General features: G+C 53.3%; 21 protein-coding genes and 1 pseudogene. 16 read left to right on the top strand and 6 right to left on the bottom strand.

The features are described 5' to 3' along the window. Both QRY16_RS15085 and QRY16_RS15080 read right to left on the bottom strand, forming a co-directional pair. The gene (locus tag QRY16_RS15085; RefSeq protein WP_289777177.1) at nt 1–1,284 is read right to left on the bottom strand and encodes an SrfA family protein; all 1,284 of its coding nucleotides are present in this window, start codon (nt 1,282–1,284) and stop codon (nt 1–3) included. A 160-nt stretch (nt 1,285–1,444) separates the two neighbouring features. Continuing rightward, nucleotides 1,445–2,620, bottom strand: coding sequence for a benzoate/H(+) symporter BenE family transporter (locus QRY16_RS15080; protein WP_289777176.1), 1,176 nt, complete (start codon nt 2,618–2,620; stop codon nt 1,445–1,447). A gap of 94 nt (nt 2,621–2,714) precedes the next feature. Here QRY16_RS15080 and QRY16_RS15075 point away from each other — a divergent pair, with 94 nt between their 5' ends. From QRY16_RS15075 to QRY16_RS15065, 3 genes are all read left to right on the top strand, one after another. Next, entirely contained in the window at nt 2,715–3,260 is a 546-nt protein-coding gene (locus QRY16_RS15075) for a helix-turn-helix domain-containing protein (RefSeq protein ID WP_289777175.1), read from the top strand. 82 nt (nt 3,261–3,342) lie between these two features. Next, on the top strand, nt 3,343–3,768 hold the full coding sequence (locus QRY16_RS15070; RefSeq protein ID WP_289777174.1) for a MarR family winged helix-turn-helix transcriptional regulator: 426 nt from the start codon (nt 3,343–3,345) through the stop codon (nt 3,766–3,768). A 17-nt stretch (nt 3,769–3,785) separates the two neighbouring features. Continuing rightward, nucleotides 3,786–4,343, top strand: a complete 558-nt coding sequence (locus QRY16_RS15065; RefSeq protein ID WP_193404120.1) for an isochorismatase family protein — start codon at nt 3,786–3,788, stop codon at nt 4,341–4,343. Nucleotides 4,344–4,595: 252 nt separating this feature from the next. Here QRY16_RS15065 and pqqU read toward each other — a convergent pair whose 3' ends face one another. Further along, nucleotides 4,596–6,725 carry a TonB-dependent receptor PqqU gene (gene pqqU / locus QRY16_RS15060; protein WP_289777173.1) on the bottom strand — a complete coding sequence of 710 codons (2,130 nt, stop codon included), beginning with the start codon at nt 6,723–6,725 and terminating at the stop codon, nt 4,596–4,598. Between the two features lie 292 nt (nt 6,726–7,017). Between pqqU and QRY16_RS15055 the strand changes: the two genes are divergently transcribed. The 10 genes from QRY16_RS15055 (at nt 7,018) to QRY16_RS15010 (ending at nt 16,820) form a co-directional block, all read left to right on the top strand. Then, nucleotides 7,018–7,878, top strand: coding sequence for an NAD(P)-dependent oxidoreductase (locus QRY16_RS15055; RefSeq protein ID WP_289777172.1), 861 nt, complete (start codon nt 7,018–7,020; stop codon nt 7,876–7,878). Between the two features lie 543 nt (nt 7,879–8,421). Then, a complete protein-coding gene (locus tag QRY16_RS15050; protein ID WP_419776137.1) occupies nt 8,422–9,369 on the top strand; it encodes an ABC transporter substrate-binding protein in 948 nt (315 codons plus the stop codon). Between the two features lie 92 nt (nt 9,370–9,461). Next, nucleotides 9,462–10,478, top strand: coding sequence for a dipeptidase (locus QRY16_RS15045; RefSeq protein ID WP_289777193.1), 1,017 nt, complete (start codon nt 9,462–9,464; stop codon nt 10,476–10,478). A gap of 151 nt (nt 10,479–10,629) precedes the next feature. Beyond that, on the top strand, nt 10,630–10,701 hold the full coding sequence (gene pqqA, locus QRY16_RS15040; RefSeq protein WP_009090272.1) for a pyrroloquinoline quinone precursor peptide PqqA: 72 nt from the start codon (nt 10,630–10,632) through the stop codon (nt 10,699–10,701). 54 nt (nt 10,702–10,755) lie between these two features. Beyond that, nucleotides 10,756–11,673: a pyrroloquinoline quinone biosynthesis protein PqqB gene (gene pqqB / locus QRY16_RS15035; protein ID WP_289777171.1), complete on the top strand. Its 918-nt coding sequence runs from the start codon at nt 10,756–10,758 to the stop codon at nt 11,671–11,673. 3 nt (nt 11,674–11,676) lie between these two features. Further along, entirely contained in the window at nt 11,677–12,432 is a 756-nt protein-coding gene (pqqC, locus tag QRY16_RS15030) for a pyrroloquinoline-quinone synthase PqqC (protein ID WP_289777170.1), read from the top strand. Nucleotides 12,433–12,435: 3 nt separating this feature from the next. Beyond that, entirely contained in the window at nt 12,436–12,714 is a 279-nt protein-coding gene (gene pqqD / locus QRY16_RS15025) for a pyrroloquinoline quinone biosynthesis peptide chaperone PqqD (protein ID WP_289777169.1), read from the top strand. Continuing rightward, complete coding sequence (gene pqqE, locus QRY16_RS15020) at nt 12,677–13,843, top strand: pyrroloquinoline quinone biosynthesis protein PqqE (RefSeq protein WP_290428330.1); 1,167 nt, start codon at nt 12,677–12,679, stop codon at nt 13,841–13,843. Before pqqD ends, pqqE begins: the two co-directional genes overlap by 38 nt. After that, the gene (gene pqqF, locus QRY16_RS15015; RefSeq protein WP_289777167.1) at nt 13,843–16,119 is read left to right on the top strand and encodes a pyrroloquinoline quinone biosynthesis protein PqqF; all 2,277 of its coding nucleotides are present in this window, start codon (nt 13,843–13,845) and stop codon (nt 16,117–16,119) included. The genes pqqE and pqqF overlap by 1 nt, the downstream gene beginning before the upstream one ends. A gap of 134 nt (nt 16,120–16,253) precedes the next feature. Next, nucleotides 16,254–16,820, top strand: coding sequence for a YceI family protein (locus QRY16_RS15010; RefSeq protein WP_290428331.1), 567 nt, complete (start codon nt 16,254–16,256; stop codon nt 16,818–16,820). A gap of 35 nt (nt 16,821–16,855) precedes the next feature. Here the strand turns inward: QRY16_RS15010 and dld are convergent, their stop codons facing one another. Beyond that, entirely contained in the window at nt 16,856–18,553 is a 1,698-nt protein-coding gene (gene dld, locus QRY16_RS15005) for a D-lactate dehydrogenase (protein WP_289777165.1), read from the bottom strand. 360 nt (nt 18,554–18,913) lie between these two features. On the opposite strand from dld, the gene QRY16_RS15000 reads away from it, so the two are divergent. Continuing rightward, nucleotides 18,914–19,363, top strand: a complete 450-nt coding sequence (locus QRY16_RS15000; RefSeq protein ID WP_289777164.1) for a thiol-disulfide oxidoreductase DCC family protein — start codon at nt 18,914–18,916, stop codon at nt 19,361–19,363. 149 nt (nt 19,364–19,512) lie between these two features. Continuing rightward, nucleotides 19,513–20,307: an SDR family NAD(P)-dependent oxidoreductase gene (locus QRY16_RS14995; protein ID WP_289777163.1), complete on the top strand. Its 795-nt coding sequence runs from the start codon at nt 19,513–19,515 to the stop codon at nt 20,305–20,307. Between the two features lie 118 nt (nt 20,308–20,425). Here QRY16_RS14995 and QRY16_RS14990 read toward each other — a convergent pair whose 3' ends face one another. Next, nucleotides 20,426–20,755, bottom strand: a complete 330-nt coding sequence (locus QRY16_RS14990; protein ID WP_289777162.1) for a cupin domain-containing protein — start codon at nt 20,753–20,755, stop codon at nt 20,426–20,428. A 138-nt stretch (nt 20,756–20,893) separates the two neighbouring features. On the opposite strand from QRY16_RS14990, the gene QRY16_RS14985 reads away from it, so the two are divergent. Further along, nucleotides 20,894–21,532: an RpiB/LacA/LacB family sugar-phosphate isomerase gene (locus tag QRY16_RS14985; RefSeq protein ID WP_289777161.1), complete on the top strand. Its 639-nt coding sequence runs from the start codon at nt 20,894–20,896 to the stop codon at nt 21,530–21,532. A 492-nt stretch (nt 21,533–22,024) separates the two neighbouring features. Here the strand turns inward: QRY16_RS14985 and QRY16_RS14980 are convergent. After that, a pseudogene (locus QRY16_RS14980) lies at nt 22,025–22,238 on the bottom strand (IS4 family transposase); the annotation flags it as partial.

Here is a 22,238-nt window from a genome sequence, read left to right as displayed (position 1 = left end):
TTATTTATTCTCACGCTTAATCGTCATTGGAAAGGCTTTGTCACCACTGAACCGGGCTTCGCATACCGCTGCCTCCAGGCCGGGTTTACATATCAATCGCGGCATACGATAGCGCGAGCCGTCACTGCACTTAGCGGTATAACGGCTGCGGATCACCATTTGTCCGCTGCTGACCATCGCGGCACTGACCTCGTCCGCTTCACAGCGCACATTATTGCCTAACGTAACGATGGCGCTGCCTTTACCGTTATTGAAGGCATAATGCAACACGGGGGAAGCGCCGCCCGGCAGGGAATTTTGCATAACTACGCGCCAGTTGCCATCAACCACTTTTACCGCGCCGGTTCGTACATCATCGCTGCTTATCACCAGTTCGCTGCTTTGGGTAGATACCGTCGGGACAGGTGGCGTAATCACACTAGCGAGGGTAGCTGATGGCGCAACTGATACAGCAGCGGCTACTGTTGCTGTTTTTTGTGGCAGCGTAGCGGCCAGTTTTTCTGCTGAAGCGACGATCGGCGGAGATTTGATCGGCGATTGTGTCACAGACTTAGCCGGTGTGACGGGCGCAGGCGAGGGCGAGGTATACAGTAAAACAGCCGTGACAATAGCTGTAGCCACTGCAACGGGTAGGATCACGTACCCTGGACGGAAGGTTGAACGACGCGAGATGGCTTGTTCAACGCGAACGGGTTCAGCGATAACCGGCTCGGCGGCAACCGGTTCAACGGGCACAGGTTCGCTCTTAATCACCGGTTCTGCTGACGGCGGTTCAATCCGTATTTTTGGTAACGACGCTTCAATGCTGTCGCGCAGGCAGGAAAGGGCATCTTCGCGGCTACGTGCCTGTGCGTCGACAAAGCCCCAAAAGGTAATGACCGGTTTGCCATCCACCAGGTAAACATATTGCTGATCAGGAAATTGCAGGGTTTTGCTCAGCAAGGCACCAAACAAGCGCATCGCCGGATTCTCAGCTTCGCGCGCGCGTGCGCTCAGATCGTTCATATCCTGTTGATAAACGGTAAGCTGTTGCAGCGCCTGACGACGTTCGTGCTCACTGGCACCCAGCCAGGATTTTACCTTGCCGGAAAAGGGCGAATACCAGTCAAGGCGGTCACCACGCTCGTTGGCCTGTGGAATGGCAAGGCAGTTTGCCAGTGCGTTTTGGCGGCGCAGCCGCAGGGTTTCGCGAATTTGCAGGGCAGAGGCATAGACCGGTTGGCCGTTTTCACCTAAAGCCAGCACCGCGTCGAGATTACCGCTACGCAGAAAAGTTTTTGCCACCTGTTGGGACCTTATCGGTCGTTGTCTGAGGCAGAAAATCGTGAGTTATCGGCTATTACGGTAATTTTACGTGGAACAAGGGCCAGTCAAACGGTGGAAAAAGGGGATAAATGGGTGGGTTTTTCGCGCGCTGCCGTAAAAACAGCAGCGCGTAAAGCGGTCAGGCTGACTTTCTTACCAGCAGCAGATGAACGATCAGGCCTCCCACTAATCCCCAGAAGGCAGAACCGATGCCGAGCAGCGCTACGCCCGACGCGGTGATCAGGAAGGTGATAAGTGCGCTGTCACGCTCAGCAGGATGTGCCAGGGCGCGTTGCAGACTGCCTCCGAGCGTTGCCAGCAGCGCAAGACCAGCCAGTGCCTGAATCAACACCGCTGGCAGGGCGCTAAACAATACGCCAATCAGTGCGCCGGAGAAGCCCGCGATAAGATAGAACACGCCCGCAATGGCAGACGCTACCCAGCGGCGGCGCGGATCGGGGTCCACATCTTCGCCCATGCAAATCGCTGCGGTAATCGCGGCGACGCAGACAGAAAAACCGCCAAACGGCGACAATACCAAAGCGATCAAACCGGTCCAGCTCATCAACGATGACACGGACGGTGCATAGCCATGCGCCTGCAACGTAGCGATGCCAGGCGCATTTTGCGAAGCCATCGTCACCAGAAAATAGGGTAAGCCGATGCCGATCAAAGTCGTTAAGGTAAAGTGCGGCATTACCGCGTCCGGCAAAGTAAAGCCAACGGGATGCGGCGGAAAATGGATCCCACCCTGGGCCATCGCGACAGCCACGCCGGCGACCAATGTCACCAGAATGGCATAGCGCGCCAGCCAGCGGCGGGCCAGCAGCCAGGCAAGACACATACTGCCGCACAGCGTGAAATTGCTTTGTAGATCGGCAAACGTTTGCAGACCAAAACGCAATAAAATACCGGCCAGCATCGCCGCCGCTAACGAGGACGGAATAGCGTTCATCAGCCTGGCGAACAAACCGGTTATGCCGCTTAGCACGATTAACGCGTTAGTAAAAACAAAAACGCCCACCGCTTCGTTGATGGAAATGCCGTGAAAGCTGGTGGCGAGCAGTGCAGCGCCGGGCGTTGACCAGGCGGCAAGAATGGGCATGCGGTAGAACAGGGAAAGCCCAAGCGATCCTATGCCCATCGCAATGCCGATCATCGACAGCCAGCCACCAACCTGGACTGGGCTGGCTCCCGCCGCTTGCGCGACCTGATAAATAATCGCGCCGGTGCTGCTGTAACCTACCAGCACAGCGACAAAACCGGAGACCAGCATCGGTAAGGTAAAGCGAGGGCAAGGAATAGCGATGAGCATGTTAAATATCCCGTTGTGCGTTATAGCGCACATGGTCGCATGATGCGCTATAACGCACAAGTGATACACTGCTAGTCAGCAAGCAGGAGGAACTATGGAATATCTGCACCACCATCTTAGTGAAGCGTTGAAGCAACTCAGACAGGCCAACGGCTGGAGCCTGACGTTAGCCGCGCAACGTACCGGCGTAAGCAAAGCGATGCTGGGCCAAATCGAGCGCGGCGAATCCAGCCCAACAGTGGCGACATTATGGAAAATCGCGACTGGCTTTAATGTTCCTTTCTCGTTTTTTATCCATGACAGCAGGTTGCAGCCTGGCGAAACGGTGGCATTTAACCAACCGAATGCGCAGATGAGTGTGCGTCCACTGTTGCCCTATGACGCGAAACTGCGCTTCGATTTTTTAGCTGTCGAATTAGCACCCGGCGCGCAAAGTGATTCATCAGCACATGAAGCGGGCGTTATAGAGCAAGTGGTTGTGCTGGAGGGAGAGTTATTACTGAGTCTGGACGGGATCTGGCGGCGACTGCAGGTCGGCGAAGCCATACAGTTTGCCGCCGACGTCGCGCACAGCTACCACAATCCGTTAAAAACGCCCTTGCGTTTCCATAGCCTGATCCATTATCTGGCGCGTACCTGACATTACAATTTGATACGAAGGTAAACTACACAGTCTGCCTTCCTGTTTGTAGAGTAACGCCTTCGTGGTAAGGAGCAGGCTAATGAGCGATTTGAACGCATCCGCAGCAGAATTACGCAGTGTGATTGGCAGGCTGGGTCGTCGTTTGCGTGAATCCGCTCCGCCGGGAGATCTGACCTGGTCGCAGGTTTCAGTACTCGGCTATCTGGTGCGTGACGGCGCGATGACCATTACCGAACTGGCGCGATCAGAAGGCGTTCGAACGCAGTCGATGGGCGCAACCGTCGCCCGTTTGCAGGATGCCGGCATGGTGCAGGGAAAACCAGACGCCCATGACGGGCGTAAGACACGCTACACGGCCACGCAAGCCTGTTTAGATTTAATTAGCGCCAATCGGGCACGTCGTGATGACTGGCTGGTGCAAACTATCGACACGCAATTTTCCTGCGATGAACAACAGCAATTGCTCAACGCTATTCCTTTACTACAACGTCTCGCTGACGACTAATCCTGAGAGGACTCAACATGGCTGTAACCACCCTTGATGCAAACACCGCGCTGCTTATTATCGATCTGCAGCAGGGTATTGTCGCATTACCGGTTGTGCATAAACCGCAACCGGTAATCACGTTGTGCGCACAGCTTAAAGACGCGTTTCATGCCAAAGGCTTACCGGTAGTATTGGTAAATGTGGCGGGAGGGGCGCCAGGCCGTAATGAACAGGCGCGTCACAGTGGTGAACTGCCTGCTGACTGGGCAACGCTGGTAGCAGAAATGACGCCACAGCAAGAGGATATCACGATTACCAAACATAGCTGGGGTGCGTTTAATAACACGCCGTTGCACGACGAGCTACAAAAGCGCGGCATTACGCAAGTGGTGATTTGCGGTATTGCAACCAGTATTGGTGTGGAATCCACGGCGCGTCAGGCTTATGAGTTAGGTTACAACGTCACGCTGGCGACTGACGCTATGACCGATTTGAATAGTGATACGCATAACAATAGCGTAAAACTGATTTTCCCCCGCCTGGGTGAAACGGGTAGCACCGAAGCGATCGTAGCGCTGGTAAAGGGTCTGTAATGTAAGCGTTGTTCGGATTGAGACACAGAAAAAAGCGCGGTAGCCGCAATAAACGTCTCTGTTTCAGGGCCTTTTATTGGGCACGCAGGTAACACAATAACCTGTTACCGCGCTGCTGACGGGTAAAGCACGCAAGCCAAACGTCCTTTTTGTCACCTGCTACGCAGAAGGGGGGCTGATACCCTGGACGTGAACAAAGTAACCAGCCAGTACTGGAACGCGCCTCGCCTCAGCCTTTACCGCGAGACACGTTTACTGAAACGCGTAACTTACATTCAGGCCAACGCTGTAATTGCGGCCCGGCGCAGGTTCAAAATAGCGTCCGTTGCTTTCGTTCACGATGACCGAACCGACGTAATCGCGGTCAAACAGGTTATCGACGCGGCCAAACAGATCCAGCGTCCAGTTTTGCACCAGCCATTTATAACCGCTATTCAATGCGGTGAGCGTGTAAGACGGAGCCTTCACATCATTCTCATCATCGGCGGCAATATTGCTCATATAACGCATCTCGGTACCTGCATAGAAGCCTTGTTCCGGCGCATACTCCAGCCCGGCATACGCCATATTGCGTGCGATGCCCGGAATGCGATTGCCATCACAGCTGTCATCGCCACAAGCATTGGTCCGATAGCGCGCATCAAGCAGCGTATAAGCCATTTTTAAATGCCAGTCGTAAGCGAATTGCTGATCCAGCCCTAACTCCAGCCCACGACGACGCGTCTCTCCGGCATTTTTATACGTGGTGCGTCCGCCGCTACTGGTATCAGCCACGATTTCATCCTGCGTATCGGTCTGGAAAACCGACGCGGTGATCAAACCATTGCCAATGCGTTTTTTGGTGCCCAACTCAATGGTGTCGCTGGTGGCGGGTTTCAGGCGCAGGTTCAAACCCGATTGACCATCTGAGCGATAAGACAGCTCATTGATGGTTGGCGTTTCAAAACCGCGACCGGCGGAAAGATAGGCATTCCAGCTATTGTCGAACGCATATTTCAGTGAGGCCGCTGGCAGCCATTTATGGTAGCGCGTATCGCCGCTGTCATCGCCATTTCCGGCGGTAATGTAATGATCGTTAGAATCGAAATTGACGGTACTGAAACGCACGCCCGCATCCAGCGACAGCTTATTGGTGAGTTGCCAGGTGGTTTGCAGATACGGATCGAGATTCCACATCAAATTGCGCTCATTGCGACGCAAATTGCCCTTCGTTCCGTAATCATACACCCCGTTGCTGACGGTGAAATTCTCAAAGCCTTTACGGTATTCGGTCATGGTTTCATAGTCGAGGCCGCCGGTCAGCGTCACCGGAATTGAGAACAGCGCATCGCGGTGCGTCCAGCGCGTATCAATGCCCTGATAATGACGCGTCAGCGAAATGACTCCGCCAGGATGTGACGCACTGCTTTGCACGCTGGCTGGAATTGACTGGTACTGCGTGGTTTCACGTATGCCTGCATACATCATCACGCTGAGATCATCGTTCTCGCCCATCTGACGCTGATAGTGCAGGCCACCCTGGGTCTGATCAACGGTTTTGCGCGTGTTATAGAGTGACACATTGCTCACGACCTGACGCGGGTTAGCGCGCCACTGATCCGCTGTTAAACCGCCCGGATCCTGCGCATCAATATGGACACTGTTAAACAGTAGCGTCAGCGTGCTGACGTCATCCAGCCGCACACCCAGTTTGGCGTTACCCAGATTCTTCTGTGCGGCGCTGTGATCGCGATAGCCATGCGTGGTAAAGCGGGAGGCCGACACGGTGTAATTGACGTCGCCAGCGTGGGTCCCGTCGCCCGTTGCACCGCTAACTTTAACGCTGTTGCGCCAGCTGCCGTAGCTGCCGTACCAGGTCCCGGCTTCAACGGTGGTGGGTTGCTGACCGGTTTGGGTATCGACGTTGATCACCCCACCTGACGCGTTGCCGTACAGCGCCGAAAACGGCCCGCGTAGCACTTCGACGTGATCGATCGAGCCAATGTCGATATTCGAGGTTTGCCCCTGTCCATCGGGCATGGTAGCGGGAATGCCATCGACATAAATACGCAAACCGCGCACGCCATAGGTGGAGCGCGAACCAAAACCACGTACCGACAGTTGTAAATCTTGCGCATAGTTTTGCCGGTTTTGAATCTGTAAGCCCGGCACGCTGGTTAAATTTTCTGACAAATTAACGCGCGGCGCGGCCTGACGCATATCTTCGCCGGTCACTACGCTAACTGCGGCAGGCGTATCCAGTTCAGAAAGCCCTGAACTAACCGGTGCGGCGCTCACCACCATGGTATTACTGCTGTCATCTGCAGCTAACAGCGGCAAAGGAAACACTGCTGGCAGCATCAACAGCGGAAGGTGCGCCTGACGAAGCAACGTTATTTTCATTATTAAGAACCTACAAAAAGGGAGGAATGAACCAACCGGAACATTGTGTGCATATGTTAAAGGTTTTGTCGGCTGTTTGAAAAGCGTAAATGATAACGCGCTGTTATGCGAAAACCCGCAGCAGAAAGTGTTCGATGCGGTTACGTATTTAGGCTGGATTTTTTAACCGAATGTCGCCAGGCTGAATGTTTTGCTTTTCGCAGTGATCCTGCTGCACGTTTTATTCCGTCTCAGTTTATCGTGAAACTGCCATTGCGCAGGTTCGTTAAATCCATCTTAAAAGGGAATCAGCATGAGTCAAAAACCTGAAGTTGCGGTATTAGGATTAGGCGCAATGGGCCACGCATTTGCCGCTAACCTGCTAAAAAAAGGCTTTACTGTCCACGGCTGGAACCGCACTCGCGCCCGTGGGAAAGATTTAGTTGAAGCCGGGCTGAAACTCACCGACCAGGCAACAGAGGCGGTAAAACAGGCCGACGTCGTCATCGTTATGTTATCCGACGGTGCAACCACTGAAACCGTATTGCATCAGGTAAAAGATGCCTTAAAGCAGGGCGCAGTGCTGTGTCAAATGGGCACTATTGGCGTAGAAAAAACCGATGCGCTGATCGCTTTCTTTGCCAACGCGCGTGAGGACATCATTTTTATTGATGCGCCGGTTTCCGGCACCAAAGCTCCGGCTGAAAATGCGCAAATTCTGGTGATGGCCAGCGGCGATCAAACGCGTGCTGCCGCTGCCGAAACGGTATTTTCGGCGATCGGTAAAGGTACGCAATGGCTGGGCGAAGCGGGGGCTGGCTCGCGCATGAAATTAGTGATCAATAGCTGGTTGATTGGTTTGATGCAGAGCCTGGCGGAAAGTACCCGTCTTGCTGAGCAGTTTGGTTTCTCTACCGACGATATGTGGAACGTGCTGGACGGTGGTCCGCTGGCAGCGCCTTACGCCAAAATGAAACTTGGCATGATTGCCAGTGACGATTACACCCCACAGATGCATCTGGTATGGGCGTTGAAAGACGCGCGCCTGGCGCTGGATGCAGCCGACAGCAAGCTGCCGGCACTGGAAAATATTGCCGATGTCTGGCAACAGGCCGTTGATGCAGGCTACGGTGAGCAGGATTTGGCCGTAATTTATAAATATCTGAAAGCGTAAACGCGCGCCACGCGCATCTTCGGCGTTGCCTCGCGCCCGTGGGTGCCGTTTGCACATGATGATGCTCACGGCAGCCACGAATCCTGCGCCCTCATACCTGGACGCAGCTGATTCCTCCTCTGAGCAGCGGTGGAAATCAGTCAGGTAAGCGTGAGACGCACGATGTGTCATTATCAGGTCCCACGCCCGTTCTCCCGCGCGCTTCCGTTGCCACACTTCTGCTACCGCTTCACAAACTCCAGCACGCATCTGACCCAGTGACGTTGGTGGAAAGCCAGCACGGTGTCTGAATTAACTGACGATCGGGCAGGACGATAACCGGTTGCGGTGATACTTTCCTGCGGGCTGGTGCAACATATTGCTCTCTTTTTGATGTGTAGCATTCCGAACGCTATTTCGCTGATGAAGCGTCTGCAAAACTAATAACCGATGATGCAAACGTGACAACCGCTTATACCGAAAATGGCAAACGTCATGAGGAATCGGCATCGCTGAAATTCGTGTTGCAGTTTAGGCTGAAGCTCTTTTGCGCGATGAGAATCAATGATGAAAAATCAACTAATTGCCCTCAGTTTACTGTTAGCAGGCATCACCTCGGCGCAGGCAGTCACGCTGCGCATTGCCGATCAAAAAGGGAATATGCATGCCGAGATGGAAGCAGCAAATCAGCTGCAAAATCTCTCTTATAACATCGAATGGTCCGAGTTTCCGGCTGCCGCGCCGCTGGCCGAAGCACTGAATGCAGGCGCGGTGGATGCGGGCATTATTGGCGATGCGCCGCTGCTGTTTTCGCTGGCCGCAGGCGCGCAGGTAAAAGCCGTGGCGGTGAGCAAATCGGTGCCGACAGGCACGGCATTGCTGGTGCGTACCGATTCAGCGATTAAAAACGCGGCGGAACTGAAAGGTAAGCGTATCGCCACCGGACGCGGATCGATTGGTCATTTCCTGGCGCTGAAAGCGCTGGAGCAGGCGGGTGTCAGCGATAAAGACGTCAAATGGCGCTTCTTAACGCCCTCGGATGCGCGTATTGCATTAGACAGCCATTCGGTTGATGCCTGGGCAACCTGGGACCCTTACACCGCGCTGGCAGAAGTGACACAAAGCGGGCGTATATTGGTTAATGGCCAGGGCCTGGCAACCGGTAACAGTTTCCTGGCAGCAACCGATGCCGCGTTAGCCGATAACGAAAAACGCGCGGCGTTACAGGATTATATCAATCGCCTGGCTGCCGCCGATCGCTGGGCCAACAGTCACGTAAAGGACTATTCACAAACGCTGGCGAAAATTATCGGTTTTCCTGCCGCCGCTGCGGAAAAAGCGTTTTCGCGCCGTCAGTCGCACTGGCAAAGTATTGATGACGCCACCCAGCAACAGCAGCAGCAAACCGCTGACTTCTATCATAAATATGGTCTGATTCAGAAATCACTGGATGTGAAACCGACCTTTTATCGCGGACTGACCGTGGCACAGAACAGCGCGTCAGCGAAATAATAAACGGATTAAACACCGTGTGCGCTGTGGTTTGGCGAAACGACAGCGCACGCGTAGCATGGTGCAATGATTTACCACGCCACACGACACTTATGCTGACTTTCGACGGTCATAATGACCTGCTTCTCAATCTTTGGCTTCATCACCGCGACGCGCCAGCCGCTGCCTTCTTTAACGGTATTGAGCGTGGTCATCTGGATTTCCCCCGTATGCAACAGGGAGGCTTTGCCGGCGGCCTGTTCGCTATTTTTGTCCCGCCGCAACATTACATTGCCAGCATGACGCCGCACTACGCTGATCACCCGTATCAGCCGCTGGAGATTATGTGGCAGCAGCTGGATATTTTGCAGCAGATCGCTGATGCCTCTGCCGGTCGGGCAAAAATCTGCCGCAGCACGGCGGAAATTGCGGCATGCCGCGAGCAAGGTGTGTTGGCACTGGTCGCGCACATTGAGGGTGCGGATGCGCTGGACGCAGAAGGCGAGGCGCTTGCCGCTTTTTACCATGCGGGCGTACGTAGCGTTGGGCCGTTCTGGAATCTGCCTAACCGGTTTGGCACCGGCGTGAGCGGCAATTTTCCTGCCTCGCCGGATACCGGTCCCGGTCTGACCGCAGCAGGCAAAGCTTTTATTCAGCAGGTCAACGCGCTGAAGATGATGGTTGACGTGTCGCATATGAACGAAAAAGCCTTTTGGGATACGGCCCGGCTCTCTTCAGCGCCGTTGGTCGCCAGCCATTCCAACGCTCACGCGCTCTGTGCCCAGCCACGTAATCTCACCGACGCACAGCTAGCGGCGATTCGGGCCAGCGACGGTTTAGTGGGTATCAATTTCGGTAATGCCTTTTTACGTGCGGACGGCAAACGTACCAGCGATACGTCATTGGCAGAAATTGTTAAACATTGTGATCATTTACTGACGACAATGGGCGCCGATCATGTGGCGTTTGGCTCCGATTTTGACGGTATCTCAACGCCCGATGCGTTAGGCGATGTCAGCGGATTACCCCGGCTGTTCGACGCATTGCGCGACGCGGGCTATGATCAGGCATTGTCAGAAAAGCTGGCGTGGGGAAACTGGCAACGAGTTTTACATTTGACCTGGCATTGATAACAATTTTCTTACGTCTTGTCGGTTGATCTCGTCGCGCGATTGGCGCACCATCTGTCGGCTGAATTGTGATAGAGATCGCGTTTAATCTTCTACTGCAATTGTTTCTGGCAGTTATTTATCTGCCCATTCATTTATGAGGAAAAGGATTATGTGGAAAAAGCCAACTTTTGTTGATTTACGTTTAGGTCTGGAAGTTACTCTGTATATCTCCAACCGCTAATGTTTCAGCCCGCCATCCGTGCGGGCATTTTGTTTCAACGTCTGGTTTTCCTTCATGTTTATTAAAGTCCTCGGATCGGCCGCCGGTGGCGGATTTCCTCAGTGGAACTGCAACTGCGCTAACTGTCATGGCGTACGTAACGGCAGCATACACGCTACGCCGCGTACGCAATCATCCATTATCCTCAGTGATAACGGTAAAGACTGGGTATTGTGTAACGCCTCGCCAGATATTAGCCAGCAGATCCGCCATACCCCAGAATTAAGTAAAAAAGGGGTGCTGCGTGGGACGGCGATTGGCGGCATTATCCTTACTGACAGCCAAATCGATCACACGACCGGCCTGCTCAGCCTGCGCGAGGGCTGTCCACATCAGGTCTGGTGTACGCCAGAGGTGCATGACGACCTCACCCGTGGTTTCCCGATATTTACTATGCTGAAGCACTGGAACGGTGGTCTACAGCATCGGCCTGTTGCCCCGCTCGAACCCTTTAACGTTGATGTGTGTCCCGACCTGCAATTCACCGCTATCCCCATTTTAAGCAATGCGCCGCCGTATTCACCGTTCCGCGATCGTCCGCTGCCAGGCCACAACGTGGCACTGTTTATTGAAAATCGCGCTAACGGTCAGACCTTGCTGTATGCGCCGGGTCTTGGCGAACCGGACGCGGTGATTTTGCCCTGGCTGAAACGGGCCGATTGCCTGTTGATTGACGGCACCGTCTGGCAGGATGATGAGCTGCTGACTACGGGGGTGGGTAAAAATACGGGCAAGGCGATGGGGCATTTAGCGCTGGCAGAAGAGCAGGGCCTGATGGCGCTGCTGGCGTCTTTACCGGCCAGGCGCAAAATTCTTATTCACATTAACAACACCAATCCGATCCTCAACGAGCATTCACCACAGCGTCAGTTCCTGACACAGCAGGGCATTGAGGTGAGCTGGGACGGAATGGCGATCCATCTTCAGGGCTAAAGTATGCAGATTACTGAAACGCTGTCGCCAGCGGCTTTTGAACAGGCGCTGCGCGACAAAGGCGCGTATTACCATATTCATCACCCTTACCACATCGCCATGCACAACGGCCAGGCAACGCCTGAACAAATTCAGGGGTGGGTGGCGAATCGCTTCTATTATCAAACCAGTATTCCGCTGAAAGATGCGGCAATTATGGCGAATTGCCCGGACCCGGCAACGCGGCGTAAATGGGTGCAGCGTATACTCGATCATGATGGCAGCAACGGCGAAGATGGCGGCATTGAAGCCTGGCTGCGTCTTGGTGAAGCGGTGGGGCTGTCCCGCGATACGCTGCTGTCCGGGCAGCATGTGCTGCCTGGCGTGCGTTTCGCGGTTGATGCTTACGTCAATTTCGCCCGTCGCGCTAACTGGCAGGAAGCGGCATGCAGCTCATTAACAGAACTGTTCGCCCCGCAAATCCATCAGTCACGTCTCGACAGCTGGCCGCAGCACTATCCGTGGATCAAAGAAGAAGGTTATTTTTATTTCCGCAGCCGTCTGAGCCAGGCGAACCGCGATGTTGAGCACGGTCTGGCGCTGGCGCTGGAATTCTGCAATACGCCGGAAAAACAGAACCGCATGCTGGAAATTTTGCAGTTCAAACTGGATATTTTATGGACGATGCTGGATGCCATGACGATGGCGTATGAGCTGAAGCGTCCGCCTTATCACACCGTCACCGACAGGGCGGCGTGGCACACCACCCGACTGGTATAAATCATGAACGACAACTCCATTCCTACCTTTCGTCGCGGTTATCGCATGCAGTGGGAAGCCGCGCAGGACAGCCATGTGGTGCTGTATCCCGAAGGCATGGCCACGCTGAACGAAACCGCTAGCGCGATCCTTGAACTGGTTGACGGTAAGCAAGACATTGCCACGATCGTCGCCACGCTGGATGAACGTTTCCCGGAAGCGGGCGGCGTGGGCGCGGATGTGAAAGAATTTCTGCAATCGGCCTATGAACAAAAGTGGATACAGTTTCGTGACCCAGCATAATCCCGCTATAAAGCCGCCGCTGTGGCTGCTGGCGGAGCTAACCTATCGTTGCCCGTTGCAATGTCCTTACTGCTCTAATCCGCTGGATTTTGCCCAGCAGGAGAAAGAGCTGACAACCGGACAGTGGATCGATGTGTTTCGTCAGGCGCGAGCCATGGGCAGCGTACAGCTCGGTTTCTCTGGCGGCGAACCGCTGACGCGTAAAGACCTGCCGGAACTGATCCGGGCGGCACGGGATTTAGGTTTTTATACCAACCTGATTACCTCGGGAATTGGTCTGACGCAGAACAAGCTCGACGCCTTCGCCGATGCCGGGCTGGATCATATTCAGATCAGTTTCCAGGCCAGTGATGAAACGCTGAATGCCGCGCTGGCAGGGTCAAAAAAAGCGTTTCAGCAGAAGCTGGAGATGGCAAAAGCGGTAAAAGCCCACGGCTATCCGATGGTGCTTAACTTTGTGCTGCATCGCCACAATATTGACCAGATCGACAAAATTATCGATCTCTGCATTGAGCTGGAAGCCGATGACGTTGAATTAGCCACCTGTCAGTTTTACGGCTGGGCGCAGCTTAATCGCCAGGGGCTGTTGCCAACGCGTGAGCAGATTGCGCGGGCAGAAGGCATCGTCAACGCATATCGTGAACGCATGAGCGAAAACGGCAACCTGACGAATCTGCTGTTTGTCACGCCGGATTATTATGAAGAGCGACCAAAAGGCTGCATGGGCGGCTGGGGCGCGGTCTTTCTCAGCGTAACGCCAGAAGGCACCGCGTTGCCGTGCCACAGTGCACGCCAGCTACCGGTGGCGTTTCCGTCGGTGCTGGAGCAACGTCTGGATGACATCTGGTATAACTCCTTCGGTTTTAACCGCTACCGTGGTTATGACTGGATGCCGGAGCCGTGCCGCTCTTGTGACGAAAAAGAGAAAGATTTTGGCGGCTGTCGTTGCCAGGCGTACATGCTGACCGGCAATGCGGACAACGCCGATCCGGTATGCAGCAAATCTCCGCATCACGGCAAAATCCTTGACGCCCGTCGCGAAGCCGATTGCAGCGACATTAAAATCGGTCAGTTGCAGTTCCGTAATCGCAGTAATTCACAGCTAATTTATAAGTCGCGCAACATCTGATGATCCGCCGTCTTCGCCTGCCCAATGGATTAGCAGTGACGCTGATCCATCAGCCCGATGCCAGTGACGCGGCGGCATTGCTGCAGGTGGCGGCGGGTAGCCATGATGAACCAGAAAACTGGCCGGGCCTGGCCCATTTGCTGGAACACATGGTGTTTACCGGCAGCCAGCGCTGGCCCGATCAGGGTCGATTGATGAGCTGGATTCAGGCCAACGGCGGGCGCGTTAATGCCACCACGCTGGCGCGGCGTAGCGCGTATTTTTTTGAAATCCCTGCCGATCGCTTCGCCGAAGGCGTCGTGCGGTTACAGGATATGCTGCTGGCGCCATTACTGAAAAAAGCGTCGATCAGGCAGGAAACCACGGTAATTGACGCCGAATACCGGCTACTTCAGCAACATGCGCCCGCACAGGCTGAAGCGGCGCTGTTGAGCCGGGTTGCCGGGCCGCAAACGTTTCAGCGATTTCAGATCGGTTGCGCTGAGACGTTTGGTGATGATCCGGCAGCGCTACAAAAGGCGTTACGCGATTTCCATCATCGGTTTTACGTGGCGAATAATATGCAGCTTTGGCTGCAAGGTCCGCAACCGCTGGATGTGCTGGCGCAGTTAGCCCAGGCTTTTGCCACTTTGCCGCAGGGGAAAGCACGGCCTGCTGTGCGTATGCCCGATTTTTTAGCCGAAAACAGCGTGCAGTTACGTTGTTCTGGCCCGGCAAAATATGCGCATTCCTGGCTTATTCGGCGAAACTTATGTGACAACGTCACACTTCTGCGTGAGTTTTTGCTGGATGAGGCGCCGGGCAGCTTAATGGCGACCTTACGTCAGCGTGGTGCAGCCAGCGAACTTGAGTTTACGTGGCTTTATCAGGACGACCGTTGCGGTTGGCTGGTAGCCATGTTTACCAGTAGTCAGCCGGAAGTGGTTTGCGCTTTACTCCGTCAGGCTTTAGATGCCTTGTCGCAAACGACCTCAGTGCAGCAGCAACACTATCTGCAACTGGCACAGCAGCGCTTTTCCGCATTGTCACCGTTAGACCAGTTACGTCAGCACATTTTAGGGTTTGTACCCGCTGAGACGCACGCTTTCCAGCCGTTTCTGGCGGCATTAAAAGCAGCGCCATCAGCCCGGCTTGTTTGCTCACCTGATGTGCAGGGCGAAAAGATTTTTACGCAAGGTTTCGGGCTGGTATTAGCGCCGTGGCAAGCGCAACGGGATAGCGAAACTGAGCCTGCGGCATTGACTTTCTATCCGCTGGAAACCGGGTTAACCACATCAGTGGCGCCGTTACGTACCCTTCCGTTATTACACCTTACGCCCGGAGAAACACCGGCAACCCTGATTCTGCGGCCCGAATTTTTTAGCAACTATCCTGCTGAATCGGGAATAGTTGTTGGCAAACGGCTACGTCCACTGTTTGCAACGCTGCGTCATTTGGGCGGTGGCGGAGAGTGGAATGAAGTGCAGGGCGTCTGGCAATTGACGCTGCGTCTGCCAGAGAACGAACCACTGGCAGATTGGGCGTTGGAGCAGGTTATTCATGAACTATCCGCGACGGTATCGGAGACAGAAGAACAGCCCACAGAAAGCATCGCCATCCGTCAGTTATTAAAGATGCTGCCACGACAGCTGGCGCTTTCCGACACGCCGACCTGCTGGCGAGCCGCACTAGCGGGCGGCAGTAAATCGCTGCATCAGAGAATTGCGCGGCGTCTGGCGATGTTTTTACTGCCGGTTAACCCTTTGTCGCGCACTGAGCGGTTATCTTCGCGCTGCGGCGTAACGCGCATCGAGCATCCTGGTAGCGATAAAGCCCTATTGCTGTTTATCCCGCTTGATGACGGACAACAACTTGCCGCGTTACGTGCACTGACGCTGATTTATGAGCCACGTTTTTTCCAGCGCTTACGCGTGGAACAGCAGATTGGCTATGTGGTCAGCAGCCGTTATTTACGCTGTATGGATCAGGATGGCGTCATGTTTGCGTTGCAATCGCCAGATCTGAGCGTCACCAGATTATTGCGACACTGCAAAACTTTTTTGCGATCGCTGGAAAGTGAAATAGCCGCGCTGGAGATGGCGCCGCTTAAAGCGCAGCTACAGGTTGACAGCCGTGATGCGGCACTCATCGCGTTGCGCGCAGAGAATGGTTTGTTTGATCTTACCCAGGCAAGCATTGATGCGCTTTCACGGAAAGAGGTGCAGCAACTGCATACTCGCTTAATGAAAAAACGTCGGCGTTGGCGCGTGCTGTTCATTGATGGGTGTCAGCCGTGATAATCACTATGCGGTATTGCTGAATTAATTTGAAAAATACGTCCAAAACTCTTCACTGTTTATTCCCATCGCATTGAACGACACTCACAATGAATCTTATTAATGAGGACGTGACTGTGAAAAATTTTAAGCGAATGGCGCTGCCGCTGTTAGCCGTTGCTAGTCTGTATGTGCCTTTCTCGCAGGCGGAAGCCATGCATTATCAACTCAATCCTGAGCACACATCGGTCATTGTGACCTGGACACATTTTGGCTTCTCCCATCCAACTGCTGACATCCCGAATTCAGGCGGCTCGCTGGTATTTGATAAGGATCAACCTGAGCAGTCACGCGTTGATGTCACGCTGCCCATCACGCAGATTGACAGCCACGTCGCGGCCCTGACCAAAGAGTTTAAAGGAGCGGAATACTTCGATACGGCCAAATATCCAACCGCCACTTTCCACAGCACCAAAGTCGTCGCTAAAGGCGACAATAAATTTGATGTAGAAGGCAACCTGACGCTGAAGGGCATCACCAAACCGGTGACCTTGCACGCGACGCTGAATCAGCAGGGTATGCATCCGATGGTGAAAAAGCAGGCGATTGGTTTTGACGCGACTGGCACCATTAAGCGTTCAGACTTCCGGCTGGATAAATATGTGCCAGCAGTAAGCGACGATGTGACGCTGACCATTTCGACGGAAGCGTACGCGAAGTAAATGTTATCTCCCCCCGCCTGGCGGGGGAAATAAACTCAATTCGCCCAACACTTTTTCTTGCTGGTTTTGCCAATCCCTGGGTTGCAGCTATTTGTCGGGTCCAGTTGCCGCCAGTGCTGCTCATGCTCACATGACGCATGGTACAAATGTCCAACATTGTGCTCTGCCGGATACTTCGCGCCACGCTGTTCCAGCACCGTGATCACTGCTTCCTTAAACGCTCTGGCGTCCACACCAGGTTTTAATACGTAATCCTGGTGATTAACAAAGCAGAAGAAGTGGCCGCAGCATGAATCTACCTGAACCTGCTCCTGTAAATGCGCCGGCAGTACCAGACGCCACGCATCGTCGTTGCGGCGCAGCGCCACATCGAACGCCACTAAGCGCTCATCGGTGTTATAGCCAAGATAATCGCAGTACGAAATAGTGCAACCGCCAACGCCAAAGCGAACCAGAAAGGCATCGGCGGCTTCGCGTGCATTACACAGAAAAAAATCGCCGTTTTTCTGCCGAAAGAAATTATCGAGCAGTTGCTGTAGTTCAGCCGTTTGCTGCGCTTCAACTTTGATCATCAGATGATGCTCAAAGCGGGTGCGGTAATCGAGGATGCGCGATGCAACAAAACGCGGCGTGATTTGATTGAAGAACTGCAACGCTTTATCGACGCTATTACGTGGCAGGAACCTGAGATGGCTGACCCGGACATCCCATTTTGCTTTCTTCGCCATCAGGCCGGGCAGCGCCTGCGGGCCAAGTTTGCCAATCGCCAGATACATATGCTTGCTGTAGCGAACGGTTAAATCAAACGCGTTGCGATGGATATATTCGGCCTGAAGCGGCAGCTCCTGCATATTCGCCAGCAGATAACGACGCAGCGCGACCAGCTCTTTTTCATCGTGAGTGCCAATATAAAAGGTGTCGCTTTTCTGACTGGCCTCGAAGGTGGGCAAACGTACCGCAAATACCACGACTTTTCCCGCGCTACCGGAACTTTCATGCAGATAGCGCATATCGCCATTAAAGCGCGAAGGGCTGTCGGCCTGCGTATCGCGCAACTGCCCGGCGTAATCATCTGCCCAAATTTTGCCAGCCCAGTCAGGTTGTTCGCCCGTGGTGTAGTCCTGTTGTTCCAGCCGACGCAATATCTCTTCAGGGGACTCACCCAGGGCAATGCCAAGATGATTCACCATTTCCAGCCGACCATCGTCATGTATGCGGGCAAATAACGACTTCTCGGTAAAGGCTGGCCCACGCCTGATCAACGAACCGCCGGAATTATTGCAAATGCCGCCAATGACCGATGCGCCAATACAGGAAGAGCCAATAACCGAATGCGGCTCGCGCCCTAACGGTCTTAAGGTCTTTTCCAGCTCGGTCAGGGTGGAGCCGGGAAAAGCGATAACCTGACGCGCCTGATCAATAACCTGCACGCCTTTTAGCTGGCGCGTACTGATAATGACTACGTTGCGGTCGTAGTCATTGCCATCCGGCGTTGAGCCGCCGGTTACGCCGGTATTCGCGGCCTGCATCAATATAATCGCGTCGTGCGCCACACAAACCTGCAGCGTCTGCCACAGTTGCAACAGCGTTTGTGGTAGAACCACGGCAAACGCTTCTCCGCGCCCGACGCGAAATCCTTTGGTGTACCAGGCTTTGTCATCCTGGTGGGTTAACAGCTGTCTGGTGCCTACCACATCACCCAGTTGGCGTAACATTTCCTGCGAGGACGTCATGATCTCTCTTCTGATTTGAATTAAAAATCGCCTTATTGGACAGGTTGAGCGCAGGGGAAGTCAATCTTTCATCGATGCGGAATCAGACACACAGCACAGTTACCCTCATAAGAATTAACCTATTCAGATGTACCGAACCCCCCTTAAATAAACCTGATATTCAGCGGAAAAGAGGGAATGACTAAACTGAACTGTGCAGAGAAAGATAAAAAAGAGATTTGATGTGAATAAATTATTTTCGCGCGTTTCTGTCTACCCCGACGAGGCGGTAGCACGTGTGGGTATGCCAACAGTTGACGACGACAGGCTACACTTTTTCTTTTAATGCATTCTTTAATGCACGAGCCGAAGAGAGAAACCATGTCGCCACCGCCTTATCTGCAACCGAATGAGAGCGCCGTGCTTTATGATGGCGTCTGTAAACTGTGTAATGGCTGGGTGCATTTCCTGCTGCGTCACCGTGTGGCGCGGCAGGTTCGCTTTGCCTCGGTACAAAGCGAAGAGGGAAAAGCTTTATTGCGCTGGGCAGGTTTGCCGCAAGAAAATGTTAGCACCATCGTTTATATCGCTGACCAGCAGTATTGGCTGAGGGCGCAGGCGGTATTTCGTGTTATGCAGAAACTGCCGGGACCGTGGCGCGTTCTTAGCGTGCTGCGTCACTTTCCCGCTACCGTTAGCAACTTCGCTTACGACCGCATTGCGCTTAATCGCTACAAACTGTTTGGGCGCTACGACAGCCAGCACGCTATTACTCCGGATTACCCCGGTCGTTTTTTGCATCAGGTTGAAAAAGACCCCGATGCAGAGTGAGCGGCACCGTTGCGATGCCAGCGGGTGATCCGTGGTTTGTAAGCTACCAGCGGTATTGGTTACAGAATATGTTTTAGCAATGAATTCTCCGCGCTTTCAGCCAGGATTTTGTGATGCAGATCGCATTATAAGCACTTAAGGAGAAAACCATGAAAATTGATCTCAGCGGTAAAACCGCCCTGGTGACGGCCTCAACAGGCGGTATTGGTTTTGCTATCGCGCAAGGCTTAGCAGAATGCGGGGCGGAAATTGTGCTAAACGGGCGCAGCGAAGCCACGGTAAGTCAGGCACAACAGCGGCTAAATGCGGCGGTGCCAGGAGTGAAAATTCACAGCGCGATAGCCGATCCTGGCAGTGCACAAGGCGTAACGACTTTGCTGAAAGGGCTGCCGCATATCGACATCCTGGTGAATAACGTGGGTATTTACGGCCAAAGCGATTTTTACGATACCGATGACGAGACATGGGAACAATACTGGCAAACCAACGTGATGTCGGGCGTGCGCTTATCACGCGCATTGCTGCCAAAAATGGTGGAAAAAGCGTGGGGTCGCGTGGTGTTTATCTCTTCCGAATCGGCACGCAATATCCCAGCGGATATGGTGCATTACGGCGTAAGCAAAACGGCGCAGCTTTCACTGGCTCGCGGCCTGGCGAAAGCAGTCGCGGGAACGGGGGTGACGGTGAACAGCGTATTGCCTGGCCCGACGCTATCAGATGGGTTCGCCAGTATGATGGAAGATGAAATGAAACGCACCGGGAAATCGCTGGAAGCGCTGGCGAAAGAGTTCGTTATGGCGAACCGTCCAGCCTCCGTGATCCAGCGTGCAGCCACAGTAGAAGAGGTGGCAAATATGGTGGTTTATGTCTGCTCTACCTTATCTTCGGCAACGTCAGGTGCTGCATTGCGCGTTGACGGCGGCGTGATTGACGACATCGTCTGAGACATAAAACCATGTAATTAGGGGTTTGTGCTTATAGTCAGCATGCTCGCCATAAGCACATATTTTGCGCTTTACCAGACGATGACAAAGAGCCGAAACCGCGACTGTACAGCGTTGGCTATTTTTCGGGCAAAAAGTCTTCGCGCTGCGGTGTGAAAGTGTCCAGCAAGGTTCCCGCCTCCAGGCAGACACAGCCGTGGGCCACATTAGGCGCTTTATATAACGTATCACCCGCGCCCATCTCTTGCGTTACGCCATCAATGGTAAAAGCAAAACGGCCATCTAATACATAGGTAAGCTGCTCATGCGGATGATGATGTAGCGGCCCAACGGCATCTTTTTCAAATGTCACTTCAACCGCCATCATACCGCCGCCATGAGCCAGAATGCGGCGCGTAACGCCGTTGCCTAACTCCTCCAACGGACGGTCTTGTTTGTAGATAAACATACATGCCCCTGATTGTGGTCGGTTATGCTGTGGTGGTTTTGTGATGACACTCACAGCGAGAAGGTGATTTATCCCATGCACTTTAACGCCTTTTCATTAAAATGAAACGATATTTCAATTGAATGCTAAGGGCAGATCATGAAAATCGCGTTAATGATGGAAAACAGTCAGGCGGCGAAAAACGCCACCGTATTGAAAGAACTGGAAGGTGTGGCACAGCTGTCAGACCATCAGGTATTTAACGTCGGTATGAGCGACGAGCAAGATCATCACCTGACTTACATTCACCTCGGCATTCAGGCCAGTGTGCTGCTTAACAGTCAGGCGGTGGATTTCGTGGTTACCGGCTGCGGCACCGGGCAGGGCGCACTGATGTCGCTGAATATCCATCCGGGAGTCATATGCGGCTATTGTATCGATCCGGCTGACGCCTACCTTTTTGCGCAGATCAATAACGGCAATGCATTGTCGCTGCCATTTGCAAAAGGCTTTGGCTGGGGAGCAGAACTGAATCTTCGCTTTATCTTTGAAAAAGCCTTCAGCGGTGAAAAAGGGCTGGGTTATCCACCAGAGCGTAAAGAACCGCAGGTGCGTAATGCGGGCTTATTGAACCAGGTCAAAGCGGCGGTGCTCAAAGAGAACTATCTCGACACATTGCGCGCTATCGGTCCTGAGCTGGTACGTACCGCTGTCAGTGGTCCGCGTTTCCAGCATTGCCTGTTTGAACAGGGTCAGAATCAAGAAATTATCAGCTTCGTTCGTCAACTAACACCATAAAACACTGGACGGCTCAGGCCGTCCGTTGCTGCGTCATCAGCGCGGTTAAAATAACAAAGCCGCTGTTGTTTTTTTATAAAATAAAGTGAATTAGCGAAGCGTAATTCCCTTCTTATTTTCCAGCCCGGTTGATTCAATATCTCTTTATGGGAATAATTATTATTCCCTTTATTTTTATTCCTGCTTTCGGTCTGGTGGAATAAAAAACAAATTTTCACATAAATAAATTTAAAATAAATTCATCAGGTTAATAGGTTGATATTCTTCTACCGCCGCTTTCCTGTGGCGCGATGACTTGCGAGTTATGCATTTCTCTTCAATAAATTAAGAGTCAAATCGTTAGCGGGCTGCTTTGCGTTAAGATTGATCCGCCCGCGAAATAAATCTCATTTTTTAGCAGGAGTGCGTAATGTTTCGTCACGTCAAACAAATGCAATATACCGTTCGCGTCGCCGGTCCGAATCCGGCTGAGGGATCCCCACTAATCGCAGCTCAGTAAATCATGACCATATTCCGGTATGAACGGGCAAGATGATTGAGGACCTCATCCGGCAACAGCTGCCTTAAGACCAGCGAAGGATGTCTGAGGATGTTCTTCGCTAACGTCAGGTAGGATATGACCCGTCGCGACTTTATACTGTTGGCCTGATATCTCAGATGTAATCCTTTACTTTCAGCATGATAACCCAGCAGCCACAGGACGATT

It is taken from the genome of Mixta mediterraneensis (assembly GCF_030283135.1).
Classification (GTDB): Bacteria; Pseudomonadota; Gammaproteobacteria; order Enterobacterales; family Enterobacteriaceae; genus Pantoea; species Pantoea mediterraneensis.
The sequence above is the reverse complement of the archived record's forward strand: the minus strand, read 5'-3'. Positions and strand labels throughout refer to the sequence as shown.